Raw genomic sequence first — 19052 nt, 5'->3', positions numbered from 1 at the left:
GTTTCGTTTTATTAATTATTTCAAATGATAGAGAGAAAAGTTAAGTTAGTTGTGGTTTTATTATAGGTTAAGTTTCTTATTAAATTGTCTAGATAAATCTAGTTTCATTCCCAATGTAAAAACACTTTGTTCTTTTTTACCAATATAATTTTTACCAAAAGAGATACGCTGTTCTGTATATAATTGTACATATTTCATCGGATAATATTCTAATCCTGTAATGAAATCACTTCGTCTGAAATTTTTATCAATGATTATATTTTCTACAGATTTCTTTGTTTCAGGAACATATAAATTATAACCTCCTAAAATTGAAAATTTATTTAGTTTATATTTCAACGCTGTCTCAAAACCTTTTGCATCAAAAACATATGAAGGATTAATTGTATTTTCAGATTGATATGAAATAGGTATAAAATCACCATTTTGCTGTAAAATTCCAAGTAGACTAACATCAAATTGTTTACTCGTATATTTTAAACCAATTGAATAAAAAGTTGGATGTCCTGATAAACCTAAGATATGATTATCATCAATTAAGTTTTGAGCTATAAAAGCACGGTTAAATGCAGCTCCAATACTAATATTTTGATTTAATTCTAATTGAGCTGAAAAACCAAAACCATCAATAATCTTATCATCATTTCCACCTTTTGTTTGGATTTGAGCACCAAATTGAAAAGCTTTAATTTTATTTCTATAAATTATTGATTGATCTGCTCGTCCTGTTCCTAGCAAACCACCATCTGTTCCACCTGTAAAAGTTGCAGAAGCGCGTCCTCCAAATACATTAAAACGATCTGTATAAGCTGTAACATCACGGTAAACACTCCATTGTTTACCAAATGTTATTTTACCATATTTAGACAAATCAATACCTAAGTAACCCAAGCGATTACCAAAAACTTGTTGTTTTTGTTCTGAAACAATTGTCAAAAGATCACTATCTAAATTTCCATCAACATTAAACGACGAGTTACCTTTGAACATATTTATTTGGAGTTCAATACCAGCTACAAATGCAATATTTCCTTTTTTTAGATTAATTTCAATTCCAGCACGAGAGGCATTTTCTTGTAGCTCCATTACTTTATCATGCACAGCAAGATGACCTCTCAAACTAGTGTAAGGTCTTATCGAAATATCAATTGTATCATTTGATTTTTGAGCATAAACAATAGATCCTAATAATAAAAAGGCAGATATAAAATGTTTGTTATTGGCAATCATATTGAATGTTGATTTAGAACTATTTGCAAGAAAAATATTGATTAATTTTTCGATCTAAATTCCAACAAATGTAAATGGTTTTGTATCACTAAAAAGTTGTGAAGTTTCGCCAGCATACGTTTCATTTTTACTTACGCTTAATCGTTTTGTTTTTGCATTTTTACCAAAATCAATTTTCTTTAAATCAACCCAAAATGTATTTGGAGTTTTTGTAGTTTCAAAGTAATAAACAAGATTTTTATGATCAGAAACTGATCTCCATCTTGTAGACGATATGTTAGGTTCTGCTTCTGAAGAAATTCCTAACGGAACCGATACATTTCTGATAACACTAAAAACACTTGCAGTAGAAGTGCGAGTATCAGCGGTTTGCGGAATTGCATTAATGTAATATGATGCTCTTACATAACGATCAGCAGCTCTGTTAGTTCCTGGTAACATAATTGTTCCTGGAATCCCTTTCCAATATTGATTAATTGCTAATTGCTCATCAAAAACTGGAGAATTTGTCATTACTGTATAAGAAGGATCATGGTGTATTTTTAATTTCCCGTTTACATATTCGAAAATTGCATTGTCTCCATTTGCATCAGAAATTGAAAGATGTAAAGTTGTAAATTTTTGAGTACCTGGAATGTAGTCAGAAACAATTACAAATTTTTCTTTTCTCAAATCATCTACAGCTTCTTTTACTGTAGCATAATTATCTAAAACATATTGTGCCCAAGCTGCAATTGTAACACCTGGCTTTGTTCCTTTTGGATTAAATTGAGGATACTGGCTTTCTACTAACCACAAAACATTCGCAACAAGTCCTTTTTCGTTCATGCCATCTGTTGTCGCAATGTCCCAAGCACTTGCAATTACACTTCCGTATTTTGAAGTCCATTTTTCCGAAGCATTTCCAACGTTGCCAGATCGATCTATACCTCTAGGAAAAACCCAAATATTTGCATCAATTTCATCTTTCCAATCCATAGAACGAGCTGTGATTACAGTATTTTCTGGACCTTTATAGACAACTCTTGTGCAAGCATCTAGTTGTGGAGATAATAAAAAAAATAGGTTGGTAGAAAATAATGTCAAAGTTAATTTACTTAAAAAAGTCTTTTTCATTATGATGTATTTAGAATATTAAAGTTATTAATTTAATTGGAGAAAATTATACTCTTTTACTAATATTGTGCAGAATATTAAAAATTATCCATTTATACAATGTTGTTTTTGGAATATTATAACGTTCTATAATTTCTCATGATTTTGTATAATTATCTTCTATTACAAATCAACGAAAAATGCTGATTTTCCTCTTAAAACAAATCCCTCATTACCCCCTCTTATTTATATTTTTCTCATTATCAATAATATGAGCTTATTATTTATCAAAATAATGTTATAGATGTTAATCGTTAATTTCTTTAATTATAAAATTTAAACAATTGAAATAGAGTAAATAATAATTATAGAAACAAAAAAAAACGCAACTAATTAAGTTGCGTTTTTAGAATTATCTTTTATAAGATTATTTTGGATTTGTTACTTCAGAAACTGGTTCGCCAATATTTCCGTTTGGCTCTTCTATATGTAGCAAAGCGGCAACTGTAGGTGCGATATCTGTCATATAAACACGGTTATTATTTTTACCATGTTTTATACCCCAACCCATCAAAACAAATGGAATGTGAGCATCGTAAGCCCCCCAAGTTCCGTGTGTTGTTCCTCCAGCATTTTGTTTTCCGCCGTACCATTGTGGTTCTAAAATATAAGTAATAGCACCGCTACGTTTACGATTGTAACCGTTAACCATTCGTTCTTTGATAATCGCAGGAATAGAAGCTTCTCCAATTTTATCCATATCAGCTACGAAAGAAACACCATCAACTTTTTGCATAAACTTTACGATTTCTTCTTTGATATCTTCTTCGTCTAATTTATTTTGTTCGATCGTTTGATAATTCAAATGAACCTGATAATTTGTCAATGAGCGTACAATATCAGTAGATTTGAATTTCTCTTGTAATTTAGCATTTAATGCTTTTTTTACTTCTCCAGTTGGAAAGTATCCTGCATTACCTTTTTTATCTTGGAAATATTTAGGATTATGAGCTCCACCATGATCTGCAGTTAAGAAAACTAAATATTGCCCTTTTCCAACTTTTTGGTCTAAGTGATTAAATAATTGTTCCAAGTCTTTATCTAAACGCAAATAAGTATCTTCGGCTTCGATTGTATTTGGAGAAAATTGATGTCCAACATAATCAGTAGAAGAGAAACTAACCGCTAAAAAATCTGTAATTCCTTTCTCATTTTGACCTAATTTTTCGTTATCAATAATTTCAATCGCGATATCTTTTGTTAACGAATTTCCGAAAGGAGTAGAGCGAATCAAACCTAAACCATTTTCTTTTTTCAACGCTTTCAAATCATAAGGAAATTGCATTTTATCTAATCCTTTATAATTTTCGCGATATGGATTTCCATCTTTTTCACTTTGTACATAAGTATCAATCGGATAAAGTGTGTTCCATTTGTCTAAATATTTTTCAGGAACTTTTTTATCGTTGAATTTTTGTAACCATTTTGGCAACTCATTCATATAAAATGTACTCGAAACCCAGTTACCAGATTCTCCATCAAACCAAAAAGCAGCATCAGCAAAATGACCTGCAGGTAATATTCCTCCACGATCTTTTAACGAAACTCCATATACTTTTGAACGGAAATTTGTTGATAATTTTAATTGATCAGTAACTGTAGAAGTTAACAAGTTTTTTGGAGACATTTTTCCTGCTTTTGATGAAGTTCCAACCCCATTTACAGCATCATCTTGCGTACAATACATTTCTTGTCCTGTTGCTTGAATGATAAAATCGTTCCCAGCAATTCCGTGAATAGCAGGCACAGAACCTGTATAAATAGTGCTATGACCGATAGCTGTATAAGTAGGTATATAAGGAATATAGGTATTTTCGTTGCTAAAACCTTCGTTTAACATACGATTGAAACCTCCTGTAGAATATCTATCTTGGTAACGATATAAATAATCCCATCGCATTTGATCGACAACGATACCAACTACTAGTTTTGGACGGCTAACCTCTTGTTGCGCATATAGCGAAAGACCAGCAAATAACCCTAAAACACTTAAAAAAGTTTTATTAAATTTCATTTTAAAAATTTTACACATAGCAAATGTAACAATTAAATTTTGGGCTAAATTTAAATAATAATTAAAAAATTAGTAAATTAAACAAAATCATAAAAAAATAGAATATGAGTGCAAAGCCTGTAGAAATAGTAGAAATTTTTGATGTTTCAATTGATAAAGTGTGGAATGCCTTAACGACAAAATCTGCTTTTGATAAATGGTATTTTGATATTAAGAAGTTTGTTCCAGAAGTTGGATTCGAATTTGAGTTTTATGGCGGATCGTATTTACATCACTGTAAAATAGTAGAAGTAGAGCCGACTAAATTGTTAGCTTATACATGGAAATATCCTGTCTACGAAGGAAATTCTGTTGTTACATTTATTTTGGATGAATTAACAGATGAAATTGTTCCGCAAACAAAATTAACGTTGATTCATGAAGGAATTGAAACTTTTCCGCCTGATGATAAAAATTTCTCGCGCGAAAGTTTTGAAGCTGGTTGGACAGAAATTATCCGAATTAGTTTGAAAAATTATTTGGAAGGAAATTATGAAGAAAATTCGAAAGTCGAATAAATAAAAAAAGGAACTTCGTCAAGTTCCTTTTAATTTTTTTTTACAGCTTATTATTTTTTGAATAATACTGTGATTCCTTCTTGATTTGGTAAAATCGGACGAGGATCTTCTGCTGTTACTATTCCAGCTTTTTCTTTTCTTAAATTCGCAACCCAAAATGGAATCCAAGAAATAGCCATCGTTGCAAAAAAGATGATACCCCAGAATCCGCATAAAGCGATTGTTAAGAATAATAAGAAACCTAAAAATTGAATCATGATTTTATTTTTATGTGATACAAACTTAGTAAATAAAATTTATAGAAATACTAACATTAATCACTTTTCTTTCATCAAACGATTTCTTAAATTTGTGAGATAAGTAAACAATATATAAATAATAAAAAATACCAAAATGGAATACAGAATTGAGAAAGACACCATGGGGGAAGTAAAAGTTCCTGCAGATAAATACTGGGGTGCTCAAACAGAACGTTCTCGTAACAACTTTAAAATTGGTCCTGCGGCTTCTATGCCTCACGAAATTGTAGAAGGTTTCGCTTATCTTAAGAAAGCTGCTGCTTATGCAAATGCTGAATTAGGTGTTTTACCAGTTGAAAAACGTGATGCTATTGCTGCTGTATGTGACGAAATTTTAGCAGGAAAATTAGATGATCAATTTCCTTTAGTAATTTGGCAAACAGGTTCAGGAACTCAATCTAATATGAATGTGAATGAAGTTGTTGCTAATCGTGCGCAAGTTTTAGCTGGATTCAAAATTGGAGAAGGTGAACCAGTTCTTAAAGCGAATGACGACGTTAACAAATCTCAATCTTCTAATGATACTTTCCCAACAGGTATGCACATTGCTGCTTACAAAGCAGTTGTTGAAGTAACAATTCCAGGTGTTGAGCAATTACGTGATACATTAGCTAAGAAAGCTGAAGAATTTAAATCTGTTGTAAAAATTGGTCGTACACACTTAATGGATGCAACGCCATTAACATTAGGTCAAGAGATTTCTGGATATGTAGCGCAATTAAATCACGGTTTAAAAGCTTTAAGAAATACACTAGAGCATTTATCTGAAGTTGCTTTAGGTGGAACTGCTGTAGGTACAGGTCTTAACACGCCAGAAGGATACGATGTTTTAGTTGCTAAATACATTGCTGAATTTACAGGTCATCCATTTGTAACAGCAGAAAATAAGTTCGAAGCATTAGCTGCTCACGATGCAATCGTAGAAACTCACGGAGCTTTGAAACAATTAGCTGTTTCATTAAACAAAATTGCAAATGACGTTCGTATGTTAGCTTCTGGACCTCGTTCAGGTATTGGAGAAATTATCATTCCAGAAAACGAACCAGGATCTTCTATCATGCCAGGTAAAGTAAATCCTACTCAATGTGAGGCGTTAACAATGGTTGCAGCTCAAGTTATGGGTAACGATGTTGCGATTACAATTGGAGGAACTCAAGGTCATTATGAATTGAATGTTTTCAAACCAGTTATGGCTGCAAACTTCTTACAATCTGCACGTTTATTAGGAGATGCTTGTGTGTCTTTTGATGAGCATTGTGCGCAAGGTATTGAGCCAAATTATGCTCGTATCAAAGAATTAGTTGATAATTCATTAATGTTAGTTACAGCACTTAATACGAAAATTGGTTACTACAAAGCTGCTGAAATTGCTCAAACAGCTCACAAAAACAACTCAACGTTAAAAGAAACTGCAATCGCATTAGGGTATGTAACTGCTGAAGAATTTGACGAATGGGTAAAACCAGAAGATATGGTTGGTTCTTTGAAATAAGAATTTTTAAATCATTATATAGGAAGAGGTTGCTTAGGCAACCTCTTTTTTTGTTAAATTTATTTAAATTTGAGAAAAAGTTCCTTTATTAAGTGGAAAAATTGTAACTTTAATAAAAGTTTAGAATTATGGCAACTGTTAAACTAAAAAAATACGAACAAATCATAAATGAAATCCCTGAAGTAAGAGATTTTACGAGTGTTTATTTTTACGTAAATCGTTATAATATTGATCAAAAATATATTCAATATCTTGATGAATTATCAACGTTAAAAGACGAAATAATCTCAAGTTGGTTAAATATCACAACGCGTACATACAGAAATTATAAAACGAAAGATGTTTCTCTAAAAGATAATACAAAAGAGCATATTGTTTTATTGATTTCTTTATACAAACACGGTTTGGAGGTTTTCAATACAAAAGATGATTTCGAGAAATGGTTAACGACGCCTAATGTTTTGTTAGATAAAAAATCGCCAGCAGATTTTCTTGATACAGTTTCAGGTCTGAAATTTATCGATAATCGTTTGACTGCGATAGAATACGGAGAAAACGTCTAACAATGTTAGTTTACAATATTCGTAAAGCGAGATATTCAAAATCATTACAAGCTTCTGGAGTTGCCAACAGATGGAATAAAAATGATGAATTTGTTATTTATGCAGGAAGTTCTCGCGCGCTTTCAACCTTAAAATTGGTGGTGCATAGAAGTTCTATTAGCATTGATAACTCGTACAAATTATTAGTGATAGAAATTGATTGCGAAGAAGATGAAATTTATGAAATTAAAAAGTCTAAATTACCTAAGAATTGGCAATCTGTAGAGGCTTATCCCGAGTTACAAGAGATTGGTTCTGCTTGGTATCAGGATTTTAAATATTTGGTTATCAAAGTTCCATCGTCAATCATTCCAAAAGAATATAATTATTTAATCAATACAAAACATCCTGATTTTTCTTCAAAGGTTAAAATCAAAGAATTAGAAGATTAAAATCGACTAAATATTTAGCCGATTTTTTTATGAATATTTTAAAGTTTTTTTAAATCTTTTTTAAATCTTTTTATACTTTAACAATAAACTATTTGTTACAACACTTACACTACTCAAAGCCATTGCAGCACCAGCAATCATAGGATCTAACAAAAATCCGTTAATTGGATAAAGCACTCCAGCAGCGATTGGAATTCCTATTACATTGTAAATAAATGCCCAAAATAAATTTTGATGAATTGTTTTGACCGTTTGCGTAGATAAATTAATTGCATGATCGATTTTTGTCAAATCTCCGCCAATCAAGGTAACTTCTGCCACATCAATCGCAATATCAGAACCATTTCCCATCGCAATCGAAACATCCGCCTGAGCCAACGCTGCACTGTCGTTAATTCCATCACCAACCATTGCAACAACTTTTCCTTTTTGCTGCAAATCTTTGATAATACTCATTTTATCATTTGGTAAAGCATTTGCGACAACTTGATCAATTCCGACTTGTTTTGCAATTGCATTTGCCGAAAATTCGTTGTCACCAGTCACCATCCAAACTTCAATTCCTTTTTCGTGAAAAGCTTTAATAGCTTCAACAGAAGTTGCTTTTATTTCATCAGAAATTCCAATTAATCCCAAAACTTTTTTATCATTTCCAAAGAAAGAAGTAGTATAATTTTTAATCGAAAAATCTTGAATAGCTTGTTTTACATTTTCATCAATTTGAATATTTAATTCAGTAATCCAACTTGTTTTTCCAACATAATAAGTGTCATTTAAAATATTAGCTTTCAATCCTTTTCCAGATATATCTTCAATTTTTAGTTCAGGTAAAATATCTTGTTTTCCAATATGTTCTGTAATCGCTTTTGCCAAAGGATGTTGCGAATTATTTTCGATTGTATAAAGCATATTTTTAGCAGAATCATCAAACCAAATCAATTCTTGTACTTTTGGTTTTCCTTCTGTAATTGTTCCTGTTTTATCTAAAATAATTGTATCAATTTTCTTCGCTAATTCTAAACTTTCAGCATTTTTGATCAAAATTCCTTGCTCAGCACCTTTTCCCATTCCAACCATAATCGCGGTAGGTGTTGCTAAACCAAGCGCACAAGGACAAGCGATAACAAGGACAGTAATCATCGATAAAAGGGCCATTGTAAAAGCATTTTCTTGACCTAAAACTAACCAAGTAATGAACGTTAGAATTGCAATAATAATTACAATCGGAACAAAAACACCTGCAATTTTGTCTACCAATTGTTGAACTGGCGCTTTACTTCCTTGTGCATTTTTAACCGATTGAATAATTTGAGCCAAAAGTGTATCATTCCCTACTTTCAAGGCTTTATATTGAATAGGAGAGTTTTGGTTTAAGGTCCCTGAAAAAACATTTGCATCAATTCCTTTTTCAACTGGAATTGGTTCTCCTGTCAATGAACTTTCATCGATAAAAGATTCTCCCGAAACAATAATTCCATCAACCGCAATTTTATCTCCAGGTTTTGCAATAATCAAATCACCAATTTGTACATCTTCAATTTTCACTTCAACCTGATCTCCATCTTTCACAACCAACACAGTATTAGGTTGTAATCCGATTAATTTCTTGATCGCTTCGGAAGTATTTCCTTTCGCACGTTCTTCCATCAATTTACCAATCAAGATAAAAACGATGATTAAACCAGCAGCTTCAAAATAAGGATGCGCATGCAAACCTTTGCTGTGCCAATATTCTGGAAATAATGTATTGAAAACGCTAAAAAGATAGGCTACACTTGTACTCAAAGTAACCAAAGTATCCATATTAGCCGATTTATTTTTCAATTGTTTCCAAGCACCGACGAAAAATTGTTGCCCAAAAATGAAAAGAATTGGCGTAGAAAGTGCCCACATAATGTAATTTCCGTAAGGCATATCCATAAAAAACATTCCAATAATAAATAAAGGAACTCCAAAAATTAAAGCCCAAATCACTTTATTTTTCAGCGTTTTGTATTTTTCTTCGTGAAGTTGTTCTATTTCTTCATCTTGATTTTTAGACTCATCAATCACCAAATCATAGCCAACTTCTACTAAAGCATTTTTCAAATTTTCTGGAGAAACTAGAGTAGGAATGTACTCTATTTTTCCCATTCCATTTCCGTAATTCACTTCCGCATTTACAACACCTAACTGACGATTAAGATTCGCTTGAGAACTACTCGCACACGAAGCACACGTCATATTGAGAACGGGATACGATTTTTCGACAGAATCTATTTTGAAGTTATTTTGCTTTAAAGTTTCGTAGATTTTAGGGGAAACTTTCCATAATTTCTTTGCCGAAACGTTAATCGTTTTAGCATCTAAATTCACAGCATATTCATCAAGATTTTCTATTTCAGAAAGTAATTTATTGATGAGTTCAACATCTTTTTCTGAATTCAAATTGATAATCGGTATAGTAAGTGTTAGTGCATTCATAACAGTAATTTTATGGGACAAATTTCCAAAGATTTTGGCGAGAAAGTATTATATAATTAGAGGTTAAAGTTACACTTTTTACTAATTACTTTAAGATGATATTAAAACGTTTCACGCCATCATTTTGTTGATAATACAAATAACCTTTGTGCGCTTCTATAATGTTTTTGGAAAGTGTTAAGCCAATTCCTGCACCATCTTTTCGAGTTGTATAAAAAGGTAAAAATATTTTGGAAATGATTTCTTCATCAATCAATTGTCCAGAATCTTGAATAATAATTTGCAATCGATTATCAGTTTGTTTCGATGAAATTTCAATAGATTTAGTTTCTACATTTTCTAATGAATAAATCGCATTTTTGATTAAGTTAATCAAAACTTGTTCAAATAAGATACGATCAATTTCAACTTCAATATTTTGTGGAATTAAATTCTGAAAAACAATATTTTTTTGATGAAATTCAGCCGAAAAAGATTGTTCAATTCCTTGGACAATTTCATACAAATTTTGTAACGATTTAACAGGGTTTGGTAACATGGTCAATTTACGATATTGCTCTACAAACGTCTGTAAATGCTGACTTCTATTCATAATTGTATCCAAACTCAAACGAATATCATCATAATCATTTTTGTCTAAATGATTCGCTTCAAAATAAGTTTTTGTGGTATTTGCTAATGAATAAATAGGCGTCAAAGAATTGATGATTTCATGCGCAATAACTTTCATAATATTCATCCAAGCCTCTTTTTCAGTGGAATCAATCACGCGCTGAATCGAATCAATAAAAATAATCGCATATTCATCATGAGCAATCAACGTTTTTGTGTTCTGAATCAGATAAGTTTGTCGCTCTTCATCATTAATTTGTATGTCAATTGTACTTTTAAAATCATCAAATTCTTTATTTTCTAAAGTTTCACAAAACTGTGGAATCAATTTTTTTAGATAATTCCACGAACTTGATTTTGGAACGCTAAATATCTTTTGAAAATGATGATTGATAAATATAATTTTTCGATCATTTTCTTCTTTTTTAAGAATCAAAAAGCCAAACGGAACTGCATTCAATAATTGATGATAAATGATTTCTTTAGACGAATTTAAAACATGTTCTTCTCTAATTTTATGATATAATTTTAATACAGAATTGTCTTTTTTATATTGATTTTGATTAATATTTAAGCTAAAGTCATTGTACAATAAAGCATCTATAATTTTCTGATTTTTAGAAAGATAATTTTTAGAAAAATGAATTATTTCCGTAATCGAAACAATTGTAATAATACATACAAATGTAAATGAAAACCAATAATTTTTGATTCCAATAAAAGCCAACATAAACAAAAGAAATGCTAAAAAAAGTATTCTGAGTACTAACTGAAAAATAAGAGAATTGCGTTTCATTATTTATAATTCGTAATGTTATATTTTTCTAATTTTCGATATAAAGCAGCACGAGAAACACCTAAATTTTCGGCTGTTTTACTAATATTTCCTTCAAAAAAATGTAAACGTTCTACAATTTTATTTCGCTCTATTTCGTTCAAATTATTTGAATTATCTGTTATTTTTTGAGGAATAAATGTTGTGAAACCTATATTTTCAATCGTAATTTCATTTTCTTCAGCCAAAATAATTGCACGTTCGATTCTGTTTTGCAATTCTCGAATGTTTCCGTTCCAATCGTAGTTTTCTAATTGATGTAAAATTTGTTCATGGATAATAGGTTTTTCTACTTCATATTTATCAACATAAAGTTCTAAAAAATAATCAATCAAAGGTTTAATATCTTCTTTTCGTTCGCTAAGACTTGGCATTGTAACTGAAATTGTATTGATTCGATAATATAAATCTTCCCTAAAACGACCTTCTTTTACTGCATTTTCAAGATTCGCATTCGTAGCAACAATAATCCGAACATCAATTTTTCTTGGTAAACTTTCTCCTAAACGAATAATTTCTTTATTCTGAATTACTTGCAAAAGTTTTGCTTGTAAATGATTTGGTAAATTCCCAATTTCATCTAAAAAAATTGTTCCATTATTTGCTGCTTCAAATCGACCAATTGTATCTTCTTTTGCATCGGTAAACGCACCTTTTTTATATCCAAATAATTCACTTTCAAATAGATTTTCGTTTAAAGAACCTAAATCAACATGAACAAATTTTTCTGTATTTCGAGAAGAATTTTCATGAATTGATTTTGCCAAAACTGATTTTCCTGTACCATTTTCGCCTAAAATCAAGATTGTTGCATCGGTTTTTGCAATTTTATTGGTGATTTTATATACTTTTTCGATACTCGGAGAATTTCCGTAAAACAACTTATTTTCTTTCGCTTCTTTTATTTTCCTCGATTTTCTAAGTTGTTTTATCGCTTCTTTTATAAGATTAACTAATTTATCATTATCCCATGGTTTTAAAATATAATCAATCGCACCAAGTTTTAAACCTTCAACCGCAGTTTCTACACTTCCATAGGAAGTCATTAAAATTACTCTCGTTTTTGGTTGCGCATGTTGAATTTCTTTCAGCCAAAAAATTCCTTCTTTTCCATCTTCATAACCTGTTCTAAAATTCATATCCATTAAAACAACATCAATTTCATTTTCTACCAAGATTTGAGGAATCTTTTTAGGATCAGAACAAGTGATAATTGTTTCGAATTGGCGTTTCAAAAGTAGTCGACTTGCAATTAATATTTCTTCTTGATCGTCTAAAATCAGTATAGTGGCTAAAGTTTTCTTCATATTCAGTTTTGTCATGTGTCCGTTTCTGAACAAATAAGTGTTCGTTTTCGGACAGTCTATTTTTTATATAATTTTTTAAAAGAATTGATTTCAATGCTTTAAGAAATTATAAATTTTGGGCATATTTATTACGTATTGATAATTAGTAAAATAACCATAAATAAACGGTTGTTTGGTAAATTTAATAAATAATGGATACGAAAATCAATCAAAAAAATAAAAAATATAAACGCCTCGGAATAATTGCTGTAACGACCATAATTTTAGGCGGTTCGAGTTTTTATTTGATGAATCGACCGCGAACTTTAACTGTAAGTGCAAATGAATTGATGATAAAAGACGTTTCTGAAGATTATTTTGAAGATTTTGTTGTTTTTCAGGCACAAATAGAACCAATTAATTCAATCTTTATCAATGTGATAGAAGGTGGTTCTGTTCAAGAAATATTTGTAGAAAATGGTGAGAAGGTGACAAAAGGATTACCAATTGCACGATTATATAATCCGAATACGGAACTTAATTTTTTGACGCAAGAAACGGCAATTATTGAACAAATGAATCAATTAAATGTTGCAAAACTATCTATTCGGAATCAAGAATTAGATCTATCAAAGGATTTTGTAGGAATTGAACACGATTTTAATCAATCAAAATTAGATTATGAACTAAATCAAAAGTTATATGATCGAGAAGTGTTAGCAAAAAATGAGTGGGAGAATACGAAGGAAAAAATGCGCTATCAGCAAGAACGAAAAGCAATTATTCAAAAAAGTATGGTAAAGGAACGTGAATCAAATTCGATTCAATTAAAGCAAATTAATGAAGCTTTAGCTATCATGCAAAAAAGTCTAGTAACGCTTCGGAAAAACAAACAAAATTTCTTGGTTTTAGCACCTGAAACTGGTCGTTTAAGTTCTTTTGAAGCGACATTAGGACAATCAATAGAAGCAGGAAAAAGCATAGGAAAAGTGGATATTCTAAGCGGTTATAAATTAGTTGCAATGGTAGATGAATATTATTTGGATAGAATTCAAGAAAATCAATATGGACAAATCGAAATTAAAGGAAAAATCATAAAAGTGAAAGTGACTAAGATTTCTCCAGAAATAAAAAATGGAAAATTTAAAACAGAATTAGAATTTATTGATAAAATTCCTGAAAATTTACAAGAAGGTTTATCCGTAGGAGTAAAATTGATTTTATCCGAGAAAGAGAAGAAATTAGTGATTCAGAAAGGTTCCTTTTATACAACCACACAAGGGAAGTGGATTTTTGTTGTTAATAATGATAAAGCAACACGAAGAAAAATTGAATTAGGAAGAGAAAATCCGAGTGTTTATGAGATATCCTCAGGATTAAAAGTAAATGAAAAAGTAATTATTTCGAATTACGAAGATTATAAAGAAGTACAAGAATTAACGATAAAAAAATAATAACACACAATTTTAGCTGTCATTTCGAGCTTATCGAGAAATCTATAAAATACAGATTCCTCATTTCGCTAAAAGCTATGTTCGGAATGACAAAAAATAAATTAAAAAAATAACATCATGATTAAAATAGAAAACTTATCAAAAATATTTATCACAGAAGATATTCAAACAAAAGCGTTGAATGAGATTAATTTAATAATCAATTCTGGAGAATTTATTTCCATTATGGGCCCTTCAGGTTGTGGAAAATCAACTTTATTGAATATTATTGGATTATTGGATTCTTTCAATGGAGGAAGTTATACCTTGAATAACCTTGAAATGTCTAATGCAAACGAATCGAAACGCTCTCAAGTTAGAAAAGAAAACATAGGATTTATCTTCCAAAATTTCAACTTAATTGATGAATTATCAGTTTATGATAATATCGAATTACCTTTGATTTATTCTAAAGTTTCGAACTCGGAACGAAAAAAACGAGTGCAAGAAATTGCCGAAAAATTAAACATTGTCCATCGTTTGCAACATTATCCACAGCAACTTTCTGGTGGTCAGCAACAACGTGTTGCAGTAGCAAGAGCTTTAGTGATTAATCCTAAAATAATTTTGGCTGATGAACCAACAGGAAATTTGGATAGTATTAATGGAAATGAAGTCATGGAGCTTTTGACCGATTTGCATGCGCAAGGATCTACAATTTTGATGGTGACACATTCGGCTCATGATGCGGCTTACTCTGATAAAATTATTACCATGAAAGATGGTGAAATTCTTTCTGAAAAAATGAATCAGAAAAATGTAAATGTTTTTGAGAAAACTAAAATTTAAATTCAATGCTAAAAAATTGGCTTAAAATATACTTAAGAAATACGATCAAGAATAAAGGGTTTACATTTCTTACAATTCTTGGTTTAGCTATCGGAATTGCTGGTGTTATTTTTTCGACTTTATATTGGAAAGATGAAACGAGTTACAATCAATGGAATCCGAATATTGGTCGCGTATTTGAAACATTAACTGTATTTCAGAGAGGTGGAGAAACTTGGCCTACAAGTGTTGAACCTTTGCCTCGTTACTTAAAAGAAAAATCAGATAAGATAGAAAGTTATTGTTGGTTTGAAGGTTGGTATGGGCAAGAAACTTATTACGTCAATAATAAAAAAGTTTATGTTACTGGAATTACTAGTACAGATCAGAATTTTTTTGATTTTATTCCATTCAAGTTTATAAAAGGAAGTGTAGATGATTTTCGCAAAAACAGATATGGTGTTGCAATAGAAGAGAGTGAAGCAATCAAAATCTTTGGTAAAGAAAACCCTGTAGGGAAAATCTTGACAACATATGATGGAATAAAGATGCCGATTTATGGTGTTTTTAAAGCAGAAAAATACACAAGCTTTCAACCTAAAATGGTTATTTCTAATATTTATTCACGTTTAGAGGATATTAAGGATAACTGGGGAAATTATGGCACAGGACTATTTATAAAGCTTAAAAATCCTGCAGACAAACTAGAAGTAGAGAAACTGGCTACACAATTATTTTATGAGAATAATACAGTTAAAAATGCGCAACGAGAAGGAGTTTCAGTAGAAGAATTTTCAAAGATATACGAACCTGTTAAAGTACAATTACAGCCTTTAAAAGATTCGAGATTAAATGCCAAAGTTTCAAGACTTCCGGAAGGAATGGGAAACAAACTGTTTTTACAGATTAACCTGGGATTATCTTATCTGATTTTAATTTTATCCATCATCAATTATATTAACCTTTCCACTGCACAAGCAATTAGAAGAGCAAAAGAAGTAGGAATCAGAAAAGTGGTTGGAGCAACCAAACGAAATATTGTTGTCCAATTTATTGTAGAAACAACCATTACAACTGTTTTGGCATTTGTGGTTGCTTTGGCTTTGGTTGAAGTAGGTTTACCCAGTTATAATCAGCTGATTGACAAAAACCTGGAAATAGAAATTATCCCGTTTATCCCATATCTTGTAGCGATTTTCATTGTAGTTGTGATTATTGCCGGAATTTTTCCTGCCATTTATGTGTCAAATTTTAAAGAGCTTAACGTTCTAAAAGGGAATTTTTCAAGAAGCAAGAATGGAATTTGGTTACGAAATGGAATGTTGATTTTACAATTTTCTATTGCTACATTCTTTATTGTAGCTGGAACTCTTGTTATTCAACAAATGAATCATATTGCAAAAAAAGATTTGGGATTTTCAGGAGATCAAGTGATTAGTATTCCGTTTAAAAGACAGGATTTAGGAGAAAATAAGTTCAATTTTTACGAAAGTTTCCAGCAAGATTTAGCAAAAATTAAAGGCGTACAAAGCATTAATGCAACGGCATTTAAGTTTGGTTCCGGTGGAGCAATATCCAACACAAGTTTTAGAGTAAAAGATAAACAATTGGTAACAGATAATATGGCGATTGACTTTGGCTTTCTAAACATGATGAAAATTGAAGTAAAAGAAGGACGAGATTTAGATCCTAAAATCTCATCTGATACAATTTCCAGTGTTCTTATTAATGAAACCGCAAAAAAACATTTTGGAGAAACATTAAAGTTAAATGACGAGTTCGATTGGAATAATCAAAAATTAAAACTGGTTGGAGTAATAAAAGATTTTAATTTGGGAGAGCCACAGGCTAAGATTAGACCAATGATGTTTTTTCATTTTAAAGTTGTAAAGTGGATGCCTTCCAATCTTCAAAATATACTGATTAAAATAGACACAGAAGATACAAAAGAAACCATCGATAACATTGAAACGTTTTGGAAAGCTAAAGTTAATCAAGATTATCCATTTGAATATGAATTTGTTGATAAGCAATTTGCTCGTTCGTATGAGAATTACACAAAACAAGAGAAAATGTTCAAAATTCTAAATGTTATTGTGATTACAATCGCATTATTTGGATTGTTTGCGCTTTCATCTTACACAATCGAACGTAAATACAAAGAAATTTCTTGAATTATTCTTACGGAACTTTTTATGCGCAGAAAATTAAGAGTTTGGCGGATACTAATTTTCAGTTTGGAAATCAATTAAAAGACAACAAAAGTCAATATATTGGATTGAATCTTTCTATTCCAATTTATTCGAGAGGAAATACAGCGCAACAACGAGAATTGAAAAAAATTGAATTACAATTAAATGAAGTGCAAAAAGATAAAGAGGAAAAACGATTAAATGATCTCGTTAATCTTGAAATAAAAAAATTAAATTTATTGAAAGATTTGACCAATTCTTTAATTGAAATTGTAAAAACTTCTGAACAATCTTTTGAAACCACAGAAACAAAATATAAGTTTGATAAAGTTGATGCTTCTGTTTACAAATCGTCTAAAAATCAAGTGTTAAAATCAAAATATAATGAACTCAATAATAATTTGAGTCAAGTATTTATTCAAAATCAATTAAAAATTTTAGTTGAAAATTAAAACTATACAAAATAAAAAACGACTCAATTATTGAGTCGTTTTTTATTTATAATTTGTTATTTATTCGGTAATTGCGGTGGACGCATTTTGTATTGATTCTGTTTCAAACTCATCAAAAAAGCTTCTAATGCATCCATTTCCGAAGCAGTTAAATTCAATTTCTGAACTAACTCTGTTGTTTTCGGAAATAATGAATCATTTTCTGTTTCTCATTTGGTTGAAAATGGAACATTCCTGCATTGTACATATTGATTACACCACGAATCGTAGGAAAAAGTCCGTTGTGCATATAAGGAGCATTTTGAGGAACTTCTCGTAATGAAGGTGTTTTGAATTCACCAACATTCTTAGCCAATTTAGTTGTATTGTATAATCCTAAATCCTCGTATTCTCGACCATAATATGTCAAACCTATATTATGAAATTTATTATCCGAAAAATATGCTGTATTGTGACAATTGATGCAACGCGCTTTTGTACGGAAAAGATGTAAACCTTCAATTTCTTGATCAGTTAATTCATCCGATTTTCCTGAAATAAATTTATCAAATCTATTTTTTGGTGATAAAATCGTACGTTCAAAGGTTGCAATTGCTTTTGTAATACGGTCATTCGTTACTTTTTCGTCACCAAAAGCAGCTTTAAATAATTCTTTGTAACCATTAATTTCAGCAATTCGTTTTGTTGCAAAATCAATATGATGATTCATTTCTTTTTTATCACGAATCGGAAATTCAGCTTGTTCTTCCAATGTTTTTGCACGACCATCCCAAAACATCACTTTTGAGTAAGCAACATTCATCAAACTCGGCGAATTACGCGCTCCCAATTGTCGATCTTCGCCATAAGGAACACGACGACCATCACCCCAATTCAGCTCAGGATCGTGGCAATTTGCACAAGAAATTTGATTTGAATTTGATAAACGAGGATCAAAAAATAAGGATTTTCCTAACTCAGCTTTTTCTTTAGAATACGGATTATCTTTAGGAAAAGGAACTTCGCCTAATGTACCAATATCTTCAAAACCATCTTTCAAAACACTTTCGTCAACAGTTGGTTTAGGCCATTTTGACTGATCTCCGCTACTATACAATGCACGTAATTCGGTAACTGTATAACCTTGATCGATTATTTTGTTACTGTTAAACGCATAAAATAGAGTAGTCGCACCAAATGCAACGATTGGAAGCATTTTTTTCATCTTCAT

General features: G+C 30.7%; 16 protein-coding genes. 8 read left to right on the top strand and 8 right to left on the bottom strand.

Annotated elements, in window-relative coordinates:
• Positions 1-60: 60 nt before the first annotated feature.
• From ACTS9J_RS09455 to pafA, 3 genes are all read right to left on the bottom strand, one after another.
• The gene (locus ACTS9J_RS09455; protein WP_286494816.1) at positions 61-1230 is read right to left on the bottom strand and encodes a porin; all 1170 of its coding nucleotides are present in this window, start codon (positions 1228-1230) and stop codon (positions 61-63) included.
• A gap of 54 nt (positions 1231-1284) precedes the next feature.
• On the bottom strand, positions 1285-2346 hold the full coding sequence (locus ACTS9J_RS09450; protein WP_286494817.1) for a linear amide C-N hydrolase: 1062 nt from the start codon (positions 2344-2346) through the stop codon (positions 1285-1287).
• A gap of 406 nt (positions 2347-2752) precedes the next feature.
• Positions 2753-4399, bottom strand: a complete 1647-nt coding sequence (pafA, locus tag ACTS9J_RS09445) for an alkaline phosphatase PafA (RefSeq protein ID WP_286494818.1) — start codon at positions 4397-4399, stop codon at positions 2753-2755.
• Between the two features lie 104 nt (positions 4400-4503).
• Between pafA and ACTS9J_RS09440 the strand changes: the two genes are divergently transcribed.
• Positions 4504-4956 carry an SRPBCC family protein gene (locus tag ACTS9J_RS09440; RefSeq protein WP_448353159.1) on the top strand — a complete coding sequence of 151 codons (453 nt, stop codon included), beginning with the start codon at positions 4504-4506 and terminating at the stop codon, positions 4954-4956.
• Between the two features lie 50 nt (positions 4957-5006).
• Here ACTS9J_RS09440 and ACTS9J_RS09435 read toward each other — a convergent pair whose 3' ends face one another.
• Positions 5007-5213, bottom strand: coding sequence for a hypothetical protein (locus ACTS9J_RS09435; protein ID WP_038334195.1), 207 nt, complete (start codon positions 5211-5213; stop codon positions 5007-5009).
• Between the two features lie 136 nt (positions 5214-5349).
• On the opposite strand from ACTS9J_RS09435, the gene fumC reads away from it, so the two are divergent.
• The 3 genes from fumC to ACTS9J_RS09420 all read left to right on the top strand — a co-directional run bounded on the left by fumC (position 5350) and on the right by ACTS9J_RS09420 (position 7741).
• Positions 5350-6747: a class II fumarate hydratase gene (gene fumC, locus ACTS9J_RS09430; RefSeq protein WP_180904387.1), complete on the top strand. Its 1398-nt coding sequence runs from the start codon at positions 5350-5352 to the stop codon at positions 6745-6747.
• 128 nt (positions 6748-6875) lie between these two features.
• Entirely contained in the window at positions 6876-7310 is a 435-nt protein-coding gene (locus tag ACTS9J_RS09425; RefSeq protein ID WP_038334185.1) for an antitoxin Xre/MbcA/ParS toxin-binding domain-containing protein, read from the top strand.
• A gap of 2 nt (positions 7311-7312) precedes the next feature.
• Positions 7313-7741 carry an RES family NAD+ phosphorylase gene (locus ACTS9J_RS09420; protein WP_286494819.1) on the top strand — a complete coding sequence of 143 codons (429 nt, stop codon included), beginning with the start codon at positions 7313-7315 and terminating at the stop codon, positions 7739-7741.
• Positions 7742-7801: 60 nt separating this feature from the next.
• On the opposite strand, the gene ACTS9J_RS09415 is transcribed toward ACTS9J_RS09420, so the two are convergent.
• The 3 genes from ACTS9J_RS09415 to ACTS9J_RS09405 form a co-directional block, all read right to left on the bottom strand.
• Complete coding sequence (locus tag ACTS9J_RS09415; protein ID WP_286494820.1) at positions 7802-10204, bottom strand: heavy metal translocating P-type ATPase; 2403 nt, start codon at positions 10202-10204, stop codon at positions 7802-7804.
• A gap of 85 nt (positions 10205-10289) precedes the next feature.
• Complete coding sequence (locus tag ACTS9J_RS09410) at positions 10290-11546, bottom strand: sensor histidine kinase (RefSeq protein WP_286494821.1); 1257 nt, start codon at positions 11544-11546, stop codon at positions 10290-10292.
• Between the two features lie 65 nt (positions 11547-11611).
• On the bottom strand, positions 11612-12958 hold the full coding sequence (locus ACTS9J_RS09405) for a sigma-54-dependent transcriptional regulator (protein WP_286494930.1): 1347 nt from the start codon (positions 12956-12958) through the stop codon (positions 11612-11614).
• Between the two features lie 191 nt (positions 12959-13149).
• Here ACTS9J_RS09405 and ACTS9J_RS09400 point away from each other — a divergent pair, with 191 nt between their 5' ends.
• The 4 genes from ACTS9J_RS09400 to ACTS9J_RS09385 all read left to right on the top strand — a co-directional run bounded on the left by ACTS9J_RS09400 (position 13150) and on the right by ACTS9J_RS09385 (position 17842).
• Positions 13150-14391 carry an efflux RND transporter periplasmic adaptor subunit gene (locus ACTS9J_RS09400; RefSeq protein ID WP_448353158.1) on the top strand — a complete coding sequence of 414 codons (1242 nt, stop codon included), beginning with the start codon at positions 13150-13152 and terminating at the stop codon, positions 14389-14391.
• A gap of 117 nt (positions 14392-14508) precedes the next feature.
• The gene (locus ACTS9J_RS09395; RefSeq protein WP_286494823.1) at positions 14509-15219 is read left to right on the top strand and encodes an ABC transporter ATP-binding protein; all 711 of its coding nucleotides are present in this window, start codon (positions 14509-14511) and stop codon (positions 15217-15219) included.
• 5 nt (positions 15220-15224) lie between these two features.
• The gene (locus ACTS9J_RS09390; protein ID WP_286494824.1) at positions 15225-17372 is read left to right on the top strand and encodes an ABC transporter permease; all 2148 of its coding nucleotides are present in this window, start codon (positions 15225-15227) and stop codon (positions 17370-17372) included.
• Entirely contained in the window at positions 17369-17842 is a 474-nt protein-coding gene (locus ACTS9J_RS09385; RefSeq protein ID WP_286494825.1) for a TolC family protein, read from the top strand. Before ACTS9J_RS09390 ends, ACTS9J_RS09385 begins: the two co-directional genes overlap by 4 nt.
• 166 nt (positions 17843-18008) lie before the next feature.
• Here the strand turns inward: ACTS9J_RS09385 and ACTS9J_RS09380 are convergent, their stop codons facing one another.
• Positions 18009-19046 carry a cytochrome-c peroxidase gene (locus ACTS9J_RS09380; RefSeq protein WP_291048244.1) on the bottom strand — a complete coding sequence of 346 codons (1038 nt, stop codon included), beginning with the start codon at positions 19044-19046 and terminating at the stop codon, positions 18009-18011.
• Positions 19047-19052 lie beyond the last annotated feature (6 nt).

The sequence above is a fragment of the Empedobacter sp. ULE_I140 genome, assembly GCF_053482575.1.
The sequence above is the reverse complement of the archived record's forward strand: the minus strand, read 5'-3'. Positions and strand labels throughout refer to the sequence as shown.